Consider the following 18,251-nt stretch of genomic DNA (forward strand, 5'->3'; position numbering starts at 1 on the left):
CCAGAACCATCCCTTGGGATAGTAGAAATCTCGCGTGAAATCGTTTACATTGCGGCCACCAAAATGAGGCAACCGCAAGTGACAGTGAGCATGATGCGCCGTTTCGAATTTTCGTTGCACTTGATCGCCGTCCTGCTGCCGGTGGCTGCACTGCTGCGCGCACAAACTGCCGCAGTTCCGGTCTGGCAGGAAGCCGGCGTTCCCTATCTGCAAAACTTCAGCCCGCAGGAATACCAGGCAACACCGCAGAACTGGTGCCTGGCGCAGGATGAAAACGGCGTGATCTATGCCGGCAATTATGGCGTGTTGATCTACGACGGCGTCTCCTGGGAGCGCATTCCCATCAACGACACGGCGGTGCGCTCGCTGGCAATTGCGCCGGGACGCATCTACCTCGGCGCGCAACGCGAGCTGGGCTATCTCGCGGCAGATGCCATCGGCCGGCTGCGCTACGTTTCCTTGCGCGACAGCATTCCCGCGGAGCACCGCGATTTTCAAGACGTATGGCGCACGCTGGTGATTGGCGATGATGTCTATTTTCAGACCTTCGATTCTCTGCTGCGTTGGCGCAACGGTCGCATGAAAGTCTGGCGGCCCAAAGATCGCTTTCATCTTGCCTTTGCCGTGCAGGATACCCTGTTCGTGCGCGTGCCCGGCGAAGGGTTGATGAAGCTGGAAACCGATTCGCTGCGCCTGGTTGGCGGCGGTGAAATGTTTGCCAACCGGCCGCTTCTCACCATGCTGCCGCTCGAACCCGGAAAGGCCTTGCTCGGCACCCTGGCGCACGGCTTGTTTGTGTATGACGGTCGTACGATTACGCCCTTTCCCACCGCGGCGGAAACCTTCTTGCGTGAGCAGCAACTCTATCACGCCACCGTTTTGCCGGAGGGCTTCATTGCACTGGCCACGCTGCGCGGCGGCGTGGCAATCATCGACCGCCAGGGCAATCTCTGCCAGGTGGTGAACAAGGCCGCGGGCTTGCGCGATGATCGCGTCCATTTTGTTCACGCGGACCGGCGCGGCGGGCTGTGGTTGGCGTTGAACAATGGCCTCGCTCACGTGGAAGTGCCCAGTCCGTTTTCACGCTTTGCCGCCAGCGCAAATTTGGCAAGCACAGTCGAACACCTGCTGCGGCATGCCGGCAGCCTTTATGCCGCCACGCATCGCGGGGTGTTGCACTTGCTGCCTACTGACGTGGCTGCGACTGCTGTGTCGGTCGCGCCGCGTTTTGCCGAAGTGCCGGGCATTGCAACGCATTCCTGGTATTTGTTGGACGCCGGCGAGGATCTGCTGGCGGCCACCGATGACGGCGTCTACCAAATCCAACCGGGCCGTGCCACCTTGCTCAACACCAAATGGTCAGGCGCCACCTGCCTGTGGCGATCGCAGCAGGACAGCTCGCTGGTTTGGGTCGGTTTGTATGAAGGCCTTGCCGCCTTGCGCCGCAGCGCCGGACAATGGCATGATCTCGGCCGGCTGCAAGGCATCGACGAGATGATTGTCAGCATCACGGCAACCAGCGAGGACGAGTTGTGGCTGGGCACGCAATTCGAAGGCGTGTTGCGCGTCGACCTGCATGAGGCCACCGCCGCGTTGCAGTCCGGAGCCTTGCAGGCACCGGTGACTCGTTATGGTGAGGCGCACGGCCTGCCCAACACCCGCATCAGCGCGGCGCGCATTGCCGGCCGAATCTTGTTTGCCACGCAAAAAGGGCTGCGCTGCTTCGAGGCAGAGGCACAGCGGTTCCTGCCGGATTCCACTTTCGGCGCTGCCTTTGCGGATACCTCTTGCTGGATTTTTCGCATGCAGGAAGATGCCAACGCCGCGGTTTGGCTCATCGCCGGTCGCGGGAAGCAGGCCCTGAACGGCCGCGCGTTTCCGCAAGCCGATGGCTCTTATCGCTGGCAGGAGCAACCGTTCGCGCGCTTGCATGATCTGGGCGATGTGTTCAGCATCTATCCCGAGGCGGACGGCACGGTTTGGTTTGGCGGAGCCGAAGGCGTCGCGCGCTATGCGCCGCAGATCGCGGTCACCGCCGCCGGCGACTTCCCTGCTTTGATTCGCCGCGTTTCCACGATTTCACCGCAGGCTGATTCGATTTTCTTCCACGGCGGCCGGCCGCCGGATTATCCGCCGAGGTTGGATTACCCTCTCAACTCGCTGCGCTTTGATTGTGCCGCCGCCAGCTTCGAAGCCGGCGCCGTCAATCAATTTCAGTTCCTGCTCGAAGGCTTCGATCGGGCCTGGTCGAACTGGACCAGCGATACGAAAAAAGATTACACCGGCCTGCGCGAGGGCGATTACGTGTTTCGGGTGCGCGCTCGCAATCTCTACGGCCAGGAAAGCCGGGAAGCGCGCTTTGCCTTCACCGTGCTGCCGCCCTGGTACCGGAGCTGGTGGGCCTATGGTGGCTACCTGGCGTTGTTGGCCGCCGGCGTCTTCGTGGTGGATCGCACCCAGCGTGCGCGCCTGATCAGAAAAGAGCAGCAAAAGGCAGCACTGCGCGAAGCGGAAATCACCCTGCAAAAAAACCTCGAGCTGCACCAGAAGAACGAGCAATTGCAGCATGTGCTGCAGGATCTGCAGCAGGCACAAAACCATCTCAGCCGCTCGGAATCGCGCTTTCGCTCGGTTGCCGAGTCGGCCAACGATGCCATCATCACTACCGACCGCACCGGCAAGATCATGTACTGGAACCGCCGCGCCCAGACGATCTTCGGCTATTCCGAGAGCGAGGCGCTGGGCCAGTCGCTGGCGATGCTGATGCCCGAGCGCTATCGCGCGCAGCATCACCGGGGCATGCAACGGTTCTTCACCACCGGCGCGCGCAATATCATCGGCCGCGTGGTGGAAATGCACGCCATTCGCAAGGACGGCAGGGAGTTTCCCATCGAGCTGTCGGTTGCCGCCTGGCAAACCGACGAAGGTCAGTTTGTCACCGGCATCATTCGCGACATCACCAAACGCCGGCAGGCAGAAGCGGAGCTGGAACGCACGCAGGCGTTGCTCGCCGAAGAAAACTGGCGCAAGAGCGAAGAGTTGGAAAAAGCCCGGCAAATGCAGCTTGCCATGCTGCCGCAGGAAATTCCGCAACTGCCGCACATGGAAATCGATGCCTACATGAAAACCGCCACCGAGGTCGGCGGCGACTACTATGACTTTCATGTGGGCGCAGACGGCACGCTCACCGTCGTGATCGGCGACGCCACCGGCCACGGCCTCAATGCCGGCATGATGGTGACCGCCACCAAAAGCATTTTGACCACGCTCCGCCACGAGACCGACCTCGTCACCGTGTTCAAGCAACTGAATGCCGGGCTTAAGCGCGTGAATCTCCCCCGGCATTACATGGCGCTGCAGATTCTGCGCTGCACGAATTCTCACTTCGAAGTCTGTTCCGCGGGCATGCCGCCGGTGTTGCACTACCGTGCGGCGACCGGCGAGATAGAAGAAATCTCGCTCAAAGCCATGCCGTTGGGCGGCAGCTATGAGTTTCCCTATCAACAGCGAACCGTGCCGCTCGCACCCGGCGATACCATTCTACTCATGAGTGACGGCTTTCCGGAGCTGTTCAATCCCGCCGGCGAGCTGTTTGAATATGAACGCGTGAAAGCAACGTTCGCCGGGGTGGCAACGCTCGCACCGCCGCAGATCATCGAACACTTTGTACGCACCGGTGAGCAGTGGGCCGGACGCAGCCAGCAGCACGATGATGTGACTTTCATCGCGCTCAAGGCCCGGGGGTAGCCCTTTGCAGCACGCACTGCGTTGCGACCGACTGCAGAAATATCAGCGCTCTGCCGGAATTTCGGCAATCGGGCGAAGACACAGGTCGAGTGCCGGCACGAGCGCCCTGCCGGCAAGTCTCTCGCGGAAATGAATTTGCCGCAGTACTCCCGTCACGTTAGGAGGTTGGCCCGCCTTTGGCACCCGCCGGCAGCGAACCTTAACCGGGACGGGAATATGTTTCGCATCAACCGAACTTTTGAAAACGATCTCACTCTACTGGTCAAATTGGTCGGTGAGATCGGCGCTCAAGACCTGCAGCATTGGGACGATTCACTGCAGTCGATTCTGCAGCATGAGCAACGGCAAGTCATATTCGATTTCTGTGACGTCACGCGCATGAGCACGGCCGCGGTCGAGAAGCTGCAGGAGGCAATCACCAGCCGGGTATTTCTGCTCAACGGCTCGGTGGCGCTGCAGAACATCATGCGCGCCTCCGGACATTCGGCACAGATCTTGGATTGAGGCGCAGCAATCACCGCTTTGACTGCAGGACATGGGTGAGGGCAATTCCCTCGCCGACCCAAGTGAGCTTTTTGAGAAACAGGATTCGGCCATGACTCGCATTTGCCCGCATTGCTACAAGCATTTCGAAACGGCCGGACCGTTTTGTTCGGCGCGCTGCCGGCGCGCCGTACGGCGGCACCGGCAATCGGTGATTTGGAGTTCGCTGCTGGCAGCGCTGGTGTTGGGAATGGCACTGCGCTCTGCGCCGCGGCACGAGTATCGGCCGCAACCGAACCATCGCGTCTCGCTGCAGGAGATCAAATCACTGGCGGTGAATGAAGGCTGCCCGATTTGCGCCGGCAAAGGCCGGCTCGATTGCGGCGCCTGCCTCCAGGGCAGGATCTTCTACCTGGGCACGACAGCGGCGTGCCCGCGCTGCCAGGGCCGGGGCTGGGTCGCGTGCCAGATCTGCAGCGGAACGGGCGAGCTGGCCGAAGCACTTTCTGCTTTTGCGCCGGCCGGGGAAAACGTGGTCACGGATTTTCCAGTTCAGAGAAGATGAATAGCAAGTGGCAAATCGTCACGATGCAAAGACCAGTCACCCCTTGTTCAAAGAGAGGAACGCAAGATGTCTGAACGCAAAACATCACAAACGTGGCTGCCGATGTCGCGGCGCAAGATGCTCGGCGGGTTGCTCGTCGGCGCCGGAACGCTACTGACCGGTATCAAGCAGAATGCCTACGGCCGGCGTTTGAAGGAGAAAGGCAAGATTTTGCTTTCGGGCATGCCGGCCGTTCCGAAAGGCCTGGAAGTCGCGGTGACCATGCCGCTCATTGAAGCGCTGCACGGCCGCCGCGCGCGCCGCTTCGCGTTGGGCGCGGAGATTCCGGACGGCCCGCTGAAGTTCAAATCTCGGCACGCGCCCATGCCGCTCGGCGAGTTGGAGCAGATGATGGTGCTCACCGCCGCCGCCGGAAACACCGGCTGGTTTTATCTGCATCCGTTCAATCCGAACTATGTGCCGAACCTTCCCAACTACGCCAGCGCCGCGGGCGGCCGCACGTTTCCTTCGGCTGCCGGTTTTCACACGAGCGAAATCTTCTTCACCGACGATAACGGCACCTATTTTTTGCCGACGCGCGACGCCGACAATTTGATCAAGACGGATGAAAGCGGGGCCACCGATCTCAACGCCTACTTGCAGGCGCACCGGTCGCGCATAAAAAAGTTGTCGGACAAGCGCATGGCCATTCCGCCGAAGCCGGCGCACATCGAAATGCACAATCCCTGGTGCGTGAATGTGCCGGGCAGCACGCTCATCATTCCGGTGGCGGATCTGGCGCAGCATCATATTGCCGTGCTGTGCTATCTCGTGCAAAACGGCGCGTGCCTCTTCGACGACATCAACAAAAATCCGATTCCGGGCATCGAGAAGTTCGGCTCATTGGTCGATGTGAAGAATCCGTATCCGCTCACGTATGTCGAACAGTTGTCGCTCGCGGAAGTGACGGCGGAGCTTTCGACTGCATGTTATGCCGGCGCGTTGATGCTGCAGGCCATGGGCCTGGGCGGCTGGATGTTCGACGGCATCACGCCGTTGAGTGTGCTCGGCGCCAGTGGTGATCCCGAAATGCCGGGGTTGGGTTTCCGTTACGATACCGATGAGCGCTGGCCGCTGCCGAACGTCACCGGCTTGCCCGGAGTGTTCGAGGGCTTTTGCCCGCCGCATTACCAAAACATGCGCGCCGCGGTGGAAGCCTTTGTCAAGCGCAAATTCGGCGCCGGCGGCCCATTCAATCCCAACACGCCGGGGCCGTATCGCGAAAATGCTCGCGTGCGCGGCGCCGGCAAAGTTCACAGCGAAGAGTTCAAAGAATGCGTGGCCACCATGGCGCAATACGTGTTCGATCAATTCGGCAAATTTCCCGGCACCGTGCCCTCGATCTTCATTCTGACTTATTTGCAGGCGCATCATCTCGATCTGGAGTTCTACGACAAGCACTTCACTGCCGGCGCGTATTTGGAAACGCACGCGCGGCATCAGGAGCTGTGGCATCGGATGTAGGGCAGAGGGCATAGAGCAGAGAGCATAGAGCAAAGGGCATAGAGCAAAGGGCAGGGGGCAAAGAGCAGAGGGCAAAGAGCAGAGAGCAGAGAGCAAAAGCGCCATGCCCCATGCGCCATGCCCCTTGCCCTTCGCCCTCAGCGTCGCGTGCACGTTCGACGTTACCCGCTAGCAAGGCGGCGCTTTGCAGAAACTCAACAAGGAAATCATCATGCTGACCGTTAATCTGAACAAACTCGCATTGACCGAGTTCACGGGAAAAACCAATCCCAAGCAACATTGTCGCGCAACTTTTCCGCTGCTTGGTGCGCTGGGCACCAAGAATTCTGCGGCAGTGTATTTCGAGCTGGAGCCGGGAGATAGTCTGGGCCGCCACACCGATAGCGCTGAAGAATCGTTGCTGATTCTCGCCGGCGAGGTGGAAGTCAGCGTCGGTGGGGAAGAAGGCCGGCTTAGCCAGGGCGAAATCGCCGTGGTGCCCACCATGGTGCCGCATGATCTGCGCAACGTCGGGAATGAAACCGCGAAGGTGCTCGGCTTTTTCGGCGGCGCAAATGACATCGTGGCGACCTTTGATGAGGTCTGGTTGCCGACGAACTCGAATATGGTGGAGACTGCCGTGATGGCTGGTTGAAGAAGAACAACTGTCTTGAGAGATACACGATGCCAAGTCAGAAAACACGATTAGCCGCCATCGCCCTGTTGATGTTGAACGCGAGCTTGGATCCGGTTCATGCTGCGCCACGGCAGAATCCGCAGCTCTCCTCCACCATACAAACCGGGAGCATTCAGGTGGGCGATTTGAATCGCACTTTTCTCTATCATGTGCCCAAATTATTGCAGGCGAACCCACCGCTGGTTTTCGTGTTTCATGCCGGCAATATTGATGCAGAACAAATGCGTGCGATTACTGGCTATGAATTTGAACGGCTGGCGGAGATGAACGGCTTCATCGTGGTTTATCCCAACGGTTTTGAGAAAAGTTGGAACGACTGCCGCCAGCGCGCGCCGTATCCGGCCAATTTGAAGCAGGTCGATGACCCCGTCTTCGTCCGCGCGTTGATTCGCCACTTGCGCGCCGAGTTCGGCGTGGATTCCTCCCGCGTCTTTGCGATGGGTTTCTCCAACGGGGCCCACCTGGCCTATCGGCTGGCGTTGGAAATGCCAGATGAAATTGCGGCGATTGCGGCGATCGGCGCGAATCTGCCAACTGAGGACAACTGTGATTGTTTCCATTCGCAACGGCCGCTGGCGGTGATGATTGTAAACGGCGATCAGGATCGCATCAATCCCTATGCCGGCGGAATGGTGACTCTGCCTTCCGGCGATCATCTCGGTGCCGTGCGTTCTGCCCTGGAGACGGCTGATGACTTTCGCCGATTGGCCGGGCATGAAGTTGAACCAGTAGCCCATCGCTATCCGGACGGCGACGGCAATGCCGAAACCTGGGTGGAACGTCTCACTTGGGATGGCGCGGGCTTGCCGGAAGTCAGTCTGCTCACGGTTCATGGCGGCGGACACACGATTGCGCAGACCAAGTTCCAGTTCCCTGAAATCTATGGCGCAACCAATGCTGACCTCAACAGCTTGGAGGAAATCTGGAATTTCTTCGCTAGGCAAATGCAGAAACGCCGTGTTGAAGGATCATCGGTGAGGAGATAACGTCTCATGAGCGTGGCGGCAAAATCATCATCGTGGATGTTGACCACAAGACGCAAGATGCTTGGCGCGCTGCTGCTGGGCGCCGGCACGATGCTTTCCGGTTTCAAGATGAACGCGCTCGGCGAACGCGCCAGACACAAAGGCAAGGTGCTTTTGGACCGCCTACCCAAGATTCCGCCGGGTTTGGAAGAGGCGGTGCGTATGCCGTTCATCGAAGTGCTGCACGGTCGCCGCTCCCGTCGTTTTCCGTTGGGAGCCGAGATCAAAGACGGTCCGTTCCAATTCAAGTCCCAACACGAACCCCTGCCGCTGAGTGAATTGGAGCAGATGCTGGTACTCACCGCGACCGCCGGCAATACGGGATGGCATCATCTCATTCCCCACAATTCCAATTATCTGCCGCATATCCCGAACTACGCCGGCGCGGCGGGCGGTCGCACTTTTCCCTCCGGCGGCGGCATTCATACGACGGAGTTTTTCTATACGGATGACAATGGCGTGTACTTTCTTCCCACGCGTGACGCACCCTCGCTGCTCGAACGTGATGGTGACGGCGCCATGGATTTGAATGCGTATTTGCAGGCCCATCGGTCACGCCTCCGCAAGCTTTCGGATAAGCGTTTGCACATCCCGGCACATCCGGCGCACATCGAGATGCACAACCCATGGTGCGCCAACCGGCCCGGCAGCACGCTGATCATCCCGGTGGTTGATCTCGCGCAACATCACTTGCTGAACTTCTGCTATCTCGTTCAGAACGGCGCCTGCATTTACGACGATATCAATCAGCGCGCGATTCCGGGAATGGCGCGTTTCAAGAACATTGTAGACGTGGAGCATCCGTATCCGCTCAGCTTTTTGGAGCAAATCACGCTGCAAGAGGCCTCGGTTGAGGTCGGCACGGCGTGTTACGCCGGCATGCTCATGCTGCAGGCGATTGGCCTCGGCGGCTGGACTTATGCCGGCATCAATCCGTTCAGCGTGCTCGGCGCCAGCGGCGATCCGGAGGTGCCGGGGCTGGGCTTCCGATTCGATACCGATGAGCGCTGGCCGTTGCCGAACGTCACCGGTCTTGCGGGGGTCTTCGAAGGCCTTTGCCCGCCGCATTTTTCGGATATGCGAGCAGCAGTCGAAAGCGTCGTTCAGCGCAAGTTCGGTCCTGGCGGCCCATTCCATCGTGAAACGCCAGGACCATATCGCGACAACGCGAAGATGCGCAGCAGCGCGAAGGTACACGATGAAGAGTTCAAAGACTGTGTGACGACGATGGCACAATACACCTACGACCAATTTGGAAGATGCCCCGGAACGGCTTCTTCGATCTTCGTGATGATGTACCTGCAGGCGCATCACCTGGATTTGGAATTCTATGACAAATACTACACTCCGAATTCGTATCTGGAAACGCACGCGCGGCATCATGAATGGTGGCATGGGGCGTAGGGCATGGGGCAGAGGGCAAAGAGCAAAGCGCAAGAAAACGCGTTGCGCCACGCCCCTGGCCCACTACCCAAAACATGCTGGAAATCACTTATGACCGAGGAGATTCTCTTTCAACGCGGAACGACTTACGTCCGCCGGCTCCGGCTGGCGCCGGGCGAAGCCATACCTTGGCGTCGCGATCCGGATCACCGCGCCGGCGTGATCTCGCGGGGCGACGCGCTCGCCATCGAATACCGGCATGGCGAGCAGCGCGAGCGCTTCACGGTCAAGTCCGGGCAAGTGGGCTGGGAAGAGCCGCTGGAGCGCATCCATCGCGGGGTCAATGTTCGCGCACAGCCCTGCGAGGACGCCACTGGTTTTTCTCTCGACCGCCCGGACGCGGTGCCTCAGCCAAAGGAAGTTCAATGAATGACGGCACTCAAACTCAAATAGTAGAGACTGCAATGAACCAAAACGTGATTATCGAGTGGGCGCCTTTTGAATTGGCGGAAGGTTTCGATGAGAAAACCCTGCTGCAGGCGTCCGAAACTCTTCAAAGAGAATTCTTGAGCAAGCAAAGGGGATTTATCCGGCGCGAGCTTCTGAAGGGGAAGAACAATCAGTGGGTCGATCTGGTCTATTGGCAAAGCCGGGAAGACGCCGAACAAGCCGCTAAGAATGTCGCGGAGAGCGCGGTGTGCCGGCATTATTTTCAGTGCATGCTCGCCGCGGATCATGACGATCCGGGCGCCGGCGTTTTGCATTTCGAGCGCATTGAGACGTATCCCGCATAAAAATGAGCGCACCCATCAAAACCCTCGCCTGTTCCGGCTGCCAAGCCCTGGTGCCGGATATTGACGGCCCGAGTCATCCGAATCTCGGCGCCTCGCCCGGCTGCTGGGTCATCTACGGCGAGTGCTGGCAAAAGCATACGGCGAGTATCGCCATCCCGCCGTGCATCGCCTGAGGGTCGACGCGTACGCGGTTCAGCATCCGGGCGTGCCGTCGCGACAAGCTATTCAATCCGTCGCGGTTCATTTGATCAGCTTGTTTCTCCTCAGCGAGCGCCGATTTGAAATTGCCAAGATGAGGGAAGCGATGCGGGGCGCGCTGAAACATTGCGACCATTTCGTGTGGCTGGCGCCGCCGGCATAGTTGGCAAACATGACGATTCTCGACGTCACAAGAGCGCAAAGCTTGCAGGAACACAGCCGGCGCGTGCAAGCATGGGCGGAGTCGGTTTGGCAGGCGTGGTCGCCGCATCACGCGACTATTCGGCGTTGGGCGCACTCGTCGCAACGCATGGCAATCGGACCAGCGAACAGGAAGGGAATATGTCTCACCCCAACATGATCGTGGAATCAAGCAATGCCATTGCTTTGATGTTGTTGCCTCTGGCGGCGGCGCAGCAAAACAAGAAAATGCGCGCCGCGGCAGCGTACGAAACACCTGCAGCACCGTTGTCGCTGCCGAAGAGCAGTGATCTGACCAGGTACCGTAAAGGGGGCAGAGTCAGACTGGCGCCCGATCCTGTGCAAAATCGTTGGGAATTGGCCGCCCCAAGTCCGGCCCTGCACTGAGGAGATTCGCTGATGTGCCTCTGCAAGAAACAAATCACAGTCCGCCGAACCGCTGCGGCGCCCGCGGGCGCGCTCGTCCTTTTGCTGGCCGGTGGCTTGCCACCGCTGCTCGCTCAAGCCGAATCCGTGACATGGCGCTTTCTGGGCTTGCGAGGAAAAACCGTCCAGCAGTTGCGGCTGCATGATCAACATCTCTATGCGGCGACCATCACCGGCCTGTATCGAAAAGATCTTCGTGTGGCCGATACCTCGTGGACGCCGATCGGGCTGCAAGGCAAACGGGCCAGGGCGCTGCTCATTTTTGATACGGATACCCTGCTTGCTTCGACGCAGTTCGATACGGTTTCTCTTTACCGCACTACGGATGCCGGCGCGACCTGGTCATCCTACCAGAATGGCTTTGGCGGCGAGTATGCGGAATCCGTTCTGGCCATCGAGCGTCATGCGCAACAGCCGCACATTCTCTTTGCCACCGGCGCGACGGTTGTGGCAAGATCGCGCGATCGGGGTGAGAGTTGGCAGATCAGTCATGGCAGTTGGGGCGGGCTGGCCACAGGAGTCAATTTCATCACGATCGACGCCAACGATCCCCAAATAATCTGGGTGGGCGGACAGAATTCAATCGAGGAAGCCTTTCTGTGGAAATCGGAAGATGCCGGCGCGAGCTGGCGGGAATGGCCCCGCATCGTCGATGAGGTCAGCACCGGGAAAACGGTTGTGATTCATCCGCAAGATTCGAAGACCGTCTATGCGGGATTGGAAAGCTACATTTTGAAAACAACGGACGGCGGCGAGACGTGGGAGGAAATTCTTGCCGAAGACGGCCGCTTCTTCTTCGGCCTCGCGATCAATCCAGGACGGCCCGAGCGCATTTACACCGCGTCGTGGTTCAAGACCTCCGATCCACAACCGCTTATCGTTTACCTCAGCGACGATGCCGGCGAAAGCTGGCGGGAAGTTCACGAAAAGACTGCACAATTCGGCGGCGTGTGGGATTTGCTGCATGTCAACGAAGGCATGACCGACAGACTGTATCTGGGACTGGACAAAGGCGGCGTGTATGAATTCGTCGCCGATCTGGCCACCGAGGTTGATGATGATCCCACCATCATTTCGACCTTCAAGCTGGAACAAAACTATCCCAATCCGCTCAATCCGGAGACGGTTATCGCGTTTTCACTTCCGAAGACGGAATTGGCAAGGCTGAAGATTTACGACGCTTTGGGCCGTGAAGTCGCCACCCTGACGAATCATGTGATGGCCGCGGGCGAGCATCAAATCCGCTGGCGCAGCAATGGCCTGGCCTCCGGCGTTTACTTCTACCGCCTGCAGGCGGGAAATCTCGCAGCGGTCAAGAAGATGATCATCTTGCAGTAGTATCCCAAAGCGCCTCAACGATGAAAGAAATCGACTACAACAGCATTGCGGAAATTTACGATCTCTACGTCACCGCGGATTATGACATTCCGTTTTTCCTGTCGGAAATCAAGCCGGTGCAAGGCCCGATTCTCGAACTGATGGCCGGAACCGGACGGCTGTCGCTGCCCTTGATCGAGGCCGGCGCGAAGCTGACTTGCGTGGACAGTTCGAGCGCCATGCTCGACGTCTTGTCGCGGAAATTGCAGCAGCGCGGATTGCGCGCTGAGGTGGTTTGCGCGGATGTATGTCAATTAAGTTTGCCGGCGCGCTTCGAGCTTGCCATTCTGCCTTTTCAAGCGTTCATGGAAATCATTGGCGAGGAAAATCAACGCGCGGCGCTGGCAGCCGTGTGTAAATGTCTCGCGCCCGGCGGGCGGTTCATTTGCACGTTGCACCATCCGGCGATCCGTCGCAAGCAAGTCGATGGTTTGCTGCATTTCGTTGGTCACTTTCCAACGAAGGATGGAACGTTGGTGGTATCGGGTTTCGAGCAAGGTGGGAACCCGGTGGTTTCGCGCCAGCAGTTTTTCGAGTTCTTCGACGGCGATGGGCGCCTGCGCGAGAAACGGCTGCTGCAGATGAAATTTGCATTTGTGGAGAAAGGCGATTTCGAACAAATGGCACAAAGCGCGGGCTTTCGCATCGTGCAACTCTACGGCAGCTACGACCGCGCCCAGTTCGATCCGGCGCAAAGCCCGGTGATGATCTGGGTGCTGGAAAAGTGAATCAAAAGCTGGCATCGCGTAATCGACAGCGCAGGAATACCAAACAACTGCGCCGTCCGCGCGAAAGAAATCCGCAACGAAAGCTCGACCAGGAGAAGCTTCGGATGGATTCGCAGAATTTTTCCATTGCATTTGAGATATTGAAGATTCCCCCTGGTCAGCCCGGTCTATTTCAGCGGTGGCTACCCGGGATTATTGCTCTGCGAGCGCCGAATCAGTCGGGCCACGTTTTTTTGCAGGCGAGGCAGCTCGCCGCTTTGGCCGCGGATGAGCTGGACTTCTTTCACCATTTGCCAGGCAGCGGCAAAGCGGCCCGCGTCTCCCACCTCTTGCCAAAATGCAATGTCGAAGGAGCGGTCACTGTGTTGTTCAAGAGTCGCGACGCGCGACATGATGACGCGAGGTTTCGGCTGCTCGGTTTCGTTCAACGATTCGCTCATGATCCACGTTTGCCCTGGTATGGCTCAGGCTTCTTTCTATTTGGCGACTTCCAGCCGGTGTGCATCAAGCAGATCTTGTTCCCGGCCGGCAGCTTTTTTGGCGCGCAGGGTATGCTCATAACTCAGAACAAATGCCTTTTGATCTTCATAGGTGGTGCTGACACGGTTTTCCCACGCGTCGGCGAAATCGAGGCCAACGACGTCCACAATGATGTCGATGCGATTCGGCTCAATGCCCATTTGGAAGACCACGTCCGGATTGCACAAATCGGCCACAGTTAAACCGGCCAAGGGTGCGCCGAACTTTGCCAGTGCGTCCCATACCTTCCTGGCATTTTCCGGCGTTGGTTCTGCCCAAATATCCAAATCTATTGTGTAACACGGCTCCGTGTGATAAATCACGGCATATGCGCCAACGATCAGATAGCGCGCGCCGGTTTCATTCAGACATTGCAGCAGATCCCGATAGTCTCGATTGCCGTTCATTGAGTCCTCATCTTTGAGCAAAAATGGCAAAAAAAACCAACCTGCACAAGCTATATTTCCAGGGACTCGCGCAGGTTCAGGCTTGTCAGCAACGAATTTTCTCGCAGGCGAAGGATTAAGGAATCCTAATCTTTTGGCGTTTCACACTCAGAATCGAGTTCCGGAAGGCTGCCAACCATGAAAGCACGAAGAAGCAAATGTCATGAGGTCAAGCTTTGCCCAGGATCTTTGCGACGCAATTCTTGCGGCAGCTTGCGAGTTTCCAATCAAAAACCAGCAGGAGTTCCAAAATCGACGGCAAACTAGATCAGACTCACCGCCGCGAGGCTGCACCGGTGCGCCGATTGCCCACGGCGCAAGTGCAGCACGCCGTGAGCGTTCTGTGCGACGCCTTTCACGATTACCCCGTCATGCGGTATGTCATCGGACCGGTTGATGGTGATTATGATCGTCGCCTGCACACGCTGGTCAGCTTTTTCGTCATGGCGCGCGTGTGGCGGGAGGAGCCGATCCTGGGCATAAGCGACGGTGAAGAGTTGGTCGCCGCGGCAACTCTCACGTTGCCCGGGAAACGGCAACCGCCCGCCGAGTTTGCCCGGCTGCGCGCGTCGGTGTGGCGCGAATTGGGCGAAGCCGCGCGCCAGCGCTACGAGGCTTTCAGTGCAGCCACGCAGGCATTTGATCCTGGCCGGCCGCATCATCATCTCAGCATGATTGGCGTGCGGCAATCGCATCTTGGCCGCGGTCTAGCTCGCCAGCTTCTCGCGGCGGTGCATGCGATGTCGGAAGAGGATCCGGCTTCGCAGGGCGTGGCGCTGACCACAGAGAACGCGCGGAATGTTTCCCTCTATGAGCATTTCGGTTACCGCGTCGTGGGGCATGCCCGCGTCGCTGCGCGCCTCGAAACGTGGGGCTTCTTTCGCCCCAGGGGAGAAACCGAAGGCAGGCGATCAGCACCACGAGGGAAGTAATAGACAACTTTGGCAGCAGCACAATGCTCAGTCCAACAACAATTTCTTCAGGAATCTCCATGGAGACGATGGCCCTGCGTGCCGCGGAGCTGTCAGCAGCGAATGCGGATTTGCGCCGCGAGATCAGCGAGCGCATCAAGGCGGAACAGGCCCTGCGCGCCAGCGAAGAGCGGCTGCGCGCGATTACCAATGCGCTTCCCGATCTTCTGTTTGTCCTGGATGAAGACGGGCGCTACCTTGATGTGCTGACTGCCGAAGAGAATCTCCTGTACACGCCTGCGGAGAGACTCAAGGGCCGGCTGTTGCACGAGGTTTTTCCCGAGCCGCAGGCCTCCCGCTTTTGGGAGTGCGTGCGCACCACCATCGCCACCGATCGCTCGCAGGTGTTGGAGTATGAATTGGAGGTGCCCGCGGGCCGGCGCTGGTTCGAGGGCCGGACCGCGCCGCTGCGCCGCAGCCTCAACGGCAAGCAGAGCATCGTGTTCGTGGCGCGCGACATTACCGACCGCAAGCGCGCCGAGGAGCTGCAAACGCAGAACCTGTACTTGCGCGAAGAAATCCGCAAAGAGTTCAACTTTGGGCCGGTGGTGGGCGAAAGTCCGGCCATGCAGTCGGTCTTCCGCTGTGCGGAAATGGTGGCTGCCACGGATGCCACGGTGTTGCTGCTGGGCGAAACCGGCACGGGCAAGGAGTTGATGGCCCGCGCCATTCACCATCTCAGCAATCGCAAAGATCACATCATGGTCAAAGTCAACTGCGGCGCGTTGCCGGCCAGCCTGGTCGAAAGCGAGTTGTTCGGCCATGAGAAAGGCGCCTTCACCGGCGCCACCGCGCTGCGCCGGGGACGCTTCGAGTTGGCGCATCAAGGTGCCATTTTTCTCGACGAAATCGGCGAGCTGCCGCTCGACACCCAGGTGAAACTGTTGCGCGTGTTGCAGGAGCAGGAATTCGAGCGAGTGGGCGGCACCAACACATTGAAAGTGAATGTGCGGGTCATCGCGGCCACCAATCGCGATCTTGCCGCCGAGGTGCAGCGCGGCGCGTTTCGCGCGGATTTGTACTATCGCTTGAATATCTTTCCCATCCGCCTGCCGCCGCTGCGCGAGCGCCGGGAGGATATTCCGCTGCTGGCGAATTACTATGTGCAGGAGTTCGCGCGGCGTCTGGGCAAGCGCATCAATCGCATCAATGCCGAGGCCATTGAGAAACTGTCGCGCTATGACTGGCCCGGCAACGTGCGCGAACTGGCCAACGTGTTGGAGCGCGCCGTGATTCTCTGCGCGGGGCGGGTGTTACAGGCCGAGCATCTCGGCCGCCTCGATAATCGCGCACCCGCGGCAGATGAGTTTCTCACGCTCGAGGAAGTCGAGCGCCGCCATATTCTGCAAGCCTTCGAACGCAGCGGCGGCGTGCTGGCCGGACGGCACGGTGCCGCCGAACTGCTCGGCCTGCATCGCTCTACGTTGTGGTCGCGCATGAAGAAGTTGGGGATCACGCTGCCGAAAACGAATTGATCGGTTGCGGAGGCGTTGGTTTGCCTTATTGCAGGCGAATGCTACTGCGTTACTGCGCTTTTCGTTTGCATGATGCGCTCTTGTCTGCTTGGCCGTGCTGCTAGCATCAGCCCGGCGGCTTCTTCATTGCCGGGCAGACACTGTTTACGTTTTCCAGAAGACACACAACTTTTCGCCATGTAAAGATTGCGCCAGCCGCGCCGGTGCGTGCCGGCGTTTTTCTTTTTGGGGCATGCACTGCGGCCTCTGCATTCACACCGGTGCGCGCCGATTGCATTTCTCAAATATCAGCACGCTACCGGTATTTCGGCACTCGCCGCCAAAAGGTGAAAGCTGACGACGGTGTTGCCCGCCTGCCTAACTCCGGCGCATTCGTTCACTTGCACAAGATGCACGCGCGGCGTTCGCGCCTGGCACGCGGTTGGTATATATCGCAGGCACAACTGCGAAGTGAGCAAGAACAACATTCACGCAAAGAAAAAGACGACAACCATGATGGCTGCCCCAAGCGAAGTTGAATTCAAGACGAAGCCGTCAGCGCGGCCGGCAGTGCTGCACTTCCCAGCGGCACGGCCGCGCGTGGAGGCGATCGACTGGCTGCGCGGGCTGGTGATGGTGATCATGGTGCTGGATCACACCCGTGATTTTCTGGGCACCAGCAGCGTGAATCCGCGCGACGTGCATGAGCCGCTCCTGTTTCTTACCCGCTGGATCACCCATTTCTGTGCGCCGGTGTTTGTTTTTCTCGCGGGAGTCTCCGCGTTTCTTTATGGCAATCGGGGCCGCAGCAAGAGTGAAATCAGCCGCTTCCTGTTGACCCGCGGACTTTGGTTGATCTTCATCGAACTGACGGTTATGCGCTGCGCGTGGACGTTCAACGTGCAACCGGAGGTGATCTTCTTGCAAGTCCTTTGGGCGATCGGCGTGGCGATGGTCGTGCTCGCCGGCCTGGTGCATTTCCCGCGCCCGGTGATTGCCGGTCTCGCGCTCACCATGATTGCCGGGCACCATCTGCTCGATGGCATCCGTGCCGAAAGTTTCGGTAGCGCCAACTGGCTGTGGTTGCTGCTGCACGAACCCGGCTTTGTGCCCTTGAATCAAGACGTGACGGTCTTCGTGCTCTATCCGCTGATCCCCTGGATCGGCGTTTTGGCGGCAGGTTATGCCTGCGGTCCGATCATGCTGCTGGCGACGGGACCGCGGCGCCGCCGCCTGCTCGGCCTCGGCTTGGCGCTGATCGTTTTGTTTATCGTGCTGCGAGCCGCCAATGTCTACGGTGATCCGGCAATTTGGACGCCGCAGCGCAACGGGCTGGCGACCATACTCGCTTTTATCAACTGCGAAAAGTATCCGCCCTCGCTGTTGTTCCTGGCAATGACCCTCGGCCCGGCATTGACCGCGCTGGCACTTTTCGATGAAGCCAAAAGCAGGCTGGCCAAAATGATGGTGACCATCGGGCGGGTGCCGTTTCTGTACTATGTCGTGCATGTGTTTCTCATTCACACGTTGGCGGTCGTGCTCGCGCATTTTTCCCTCGGTGAATCGGCCTGGCTGTTCACCGGCCTGCCGCCACTGGCCAAGCCGGAGAATTACGGTCTCAGTCTGCCGGTGATCTATGCCGCCTGGCTCGGCATTGTCGGCATGCTCTATCCATTGTGCCATTGGTTTGCGCAAGTCAAGCAGCGCCGCAGAGACTGGTGGCTGAGTTATTTGTGAGATCGAAGGAGAGGACAC

18 protein-coding genes are annotated in these 18,251 nt (G+C 59.0%); 16 read left to right on the forward strand and 2 right to left on the reverse strand.

The window, feature by feature from the left end:
- Positions 1–90 precede the first annotated feature (90 nt).
- The 13 genes from L6R21_00850 to L6R21_00910 all read left to right on the forward strand — a co-directional run bounded on the left by L6R21_00850 (position 91) and on the right by L6R21_00910 (position 13,106).
- Entirely contained in the window at positions 91–3,747 is a 3,657-nt protein-coding gene (locus L6R21_00850; protein MCK6557723.1) for a PAS domain S-box protein, read from the forward strand.
- Between the two features lie 216 nt (positions 3,748–3,963).
- Positions 3,964–4,251, forward strand: a complete 288-nt coding sequence (locus L6R21_00855) for a hypothetical protein (GenBank protein MCK6557724.1) — start codon at positions 3,964–3,966, stop codon at positions 4,249–4,251.
- Between the two features lie 91 nt (positions 4,252–4,342).
- Positions 4,343–4,795: a hypothetical protein gene (locus tag L6R21_00860; GenBank protein ID MCK6557725.1), complete on the forward strand. Its 453-nt coding sequence runs from the start codon at positions 4,343–4,345 to the stop codon at positions 4,793–4,795.
- Between the two features lie 222 nt (positions 4,796–5,017).
- Complete coding sequence (locus L6R21_00865; protein ID MCK6557726.1) at positions 5,018–6,298, forward strand: hypothetical protein; 1,281 nt, start codon at positions 5,018–5,020, stop codon at positions 6,296–6,298.
- A gap of 211 nt (positions 6,299–6,509) precedes the next feature.
- Entirely contained in the window at positions 6,510–6,932 is a 423-nt protein-coding gene (locus L6R21_00870) for a cupin domain-containing protein (GenBank protein MCK6557727.1), read from the forward strand.
- Between the two features lie 29 nt (positions 6,933–6,961).
- Complete coding sequence (locus L6R21_00875; protein MCK6557728.1) at positions 6,962–7,960, forward strand: polyhydroxybutyrate depolymerase; 999 nt, start codon at positions 6,962–6,964, stop codon at positions 7,958–7,960.
- A gap of 201 nt (positions 7,961–8,161) precedes the next feature.
- Positions 8,162–9,403 carry a hypothetical protein gene (locus L6R21_00880; GenBank protein ID MCK6557729.1) on the forward strand — a complete coding sequence of 414 codons (1,242 nt, stop codon included), beginning with the start codon at positions 8,162–8,164 and terminating at the stop codon, positions 9,401–9,403.
- 90 nt (positions 9,404–9,493) lie between these two features.
- A complete protein-coding gene (locus tag L6R21_00885) occupies positions 9,494–9,811 on the forward strand; it encodes a hypothetical protein (protein MCK6557730.1) in 318 nt (105 codons plus the stop codon).
- A 35-nt stretch (positions 9,812–9,846) separates the two neighbouring features.
- Entirely contained in the window at positions 9,847–10,176 is a 330-nt protein-coding gene (locus L6R21_00890; GenBank protein MCK6557731.1) for a hypothetical protein, read from the forward strand.
- A gap of 2 nt (positions 10,177–10,178) precedes the next feature.
- Complete coding sequence (locus tag L6R21_00895) at positions 10,179–10,349, forward strand: hypothetical protein (protein MCK6557732.1); 171 nt, start codon at positions 10,179–10,181, stop codon at positions 10,347–10,349.
- Positions 10,350–10,623: 274 nt separating this feature from the next.
- Positions 10,624–10,962, forward strand: a complete 339-nt coding sequence (locus L6R21_00900; protein MCK6557733.1) for a hypothetical protein — start codon at positions 10,624–10,626, stop codon at positions 10,960–10,962.
- 12 nt (positions 10,963–10,974) lie between these two features.
- Entirely contained in the window at positions 10,975–12,339 is a 1,365-nt protein-coding gene (locus tag L6R21_00905) for a T9SS type A sorting domain-containing protein (GenBank protein MCK6557734.1), read from the forward strand.
- A 20-nt stretch (positions 12,340–12,359) separates the two neighbouring features.
- Positions 12,360–13,106, forward strand: a complete 747-nt coding sequence (locus L6R21_00910; GenBank protein ID MCK6557735.1) for a class I SAM-dependent methyltransferase — start codon at positions 12,360–12,362, stop codon at positions 13,104–13,106.
- A 182-nt stretch (positions 13,107–13,288) separates the two neighbouring features.
- Here L6R21_00910 and L6R21_00915 read toward each other — a convergent pair whose 3' ends face one another.
- Entirely contained in the window at positions 13,289–13,546 is a 258-nt protein-coding gene (locus L6R21_00915; GenBank protein MCK6557736.1) for a hypothetical protein, read from the reverse strand.
- Between the two features lie 36 nt (positions 13,547–13,582).
- The gene (locus tag L6R21_00920; protein ID MCK6557737.1) at positions 13,583–14,062 is read right to left on the reverse strand and encodes a hypothetical protein; all 480 of its coding nucleotides are present in this window, start codon (positions 14,060–14,062) and stop codon (positions 13,583–13,585) included.
- A 185-nt stretch (positions 14,063–14,247) separates the two neighbouring features.
- Here L6R21_00920 and L6R21_00925 point away from each other — a divergent pair, with 185 nt between their 5' ends.
- From L6R21_00925 to L6R21_00935, 3 genes are all read left to right on the forward strand, one after another.
- On the forward strand, positions 14,248–15,003 hold the full coding sequence (locus L6R21_00925) for a GNAT family N-acetyltransferase (protein MCK6557738.1): 756 nt from the start codon (positions 14,248–14,250) through the stop codon (positions 15,001–15,003).
- A gap of 59 nt (positions 15,004–15,062) precedes the next feature.
- A complete protein-coding gene (locus L6R21_00930) occupies positions 15,063–16,517 on the forward strand; it encodes a sigma 54-interacting transcriptional regulator (GenBank protein MCK6557739.1) in 1,455 nt (484 codons plus the stop codon).
- Between the two features lie 492 nt (positions 16,518–17,009).
- Positions 17,010–18,233, forward strand: coding sequence for a heparan-alpha-glucosaminide N-acetyltransferase domain-containing protein (locus L6R21_00935; protein MCK6557740.1), 1,224 nt, complete (start codon positions 17,010–17,012; stop codon positions 18,231–18,233).
- Positions 18,234–18,251 lie beyond the last annotated feature (18 nt).

This window comes from bacterium (assembly GCA_023150945.1).
In the GTDB taxonomy this organism is placed as follows: domain Bacteria; phylum Zhuqueibacterota; class Zhuqueibacteria; order Zhuqueibacterales; family Zhuqueibacteraceae; genus Coneutiohabitans.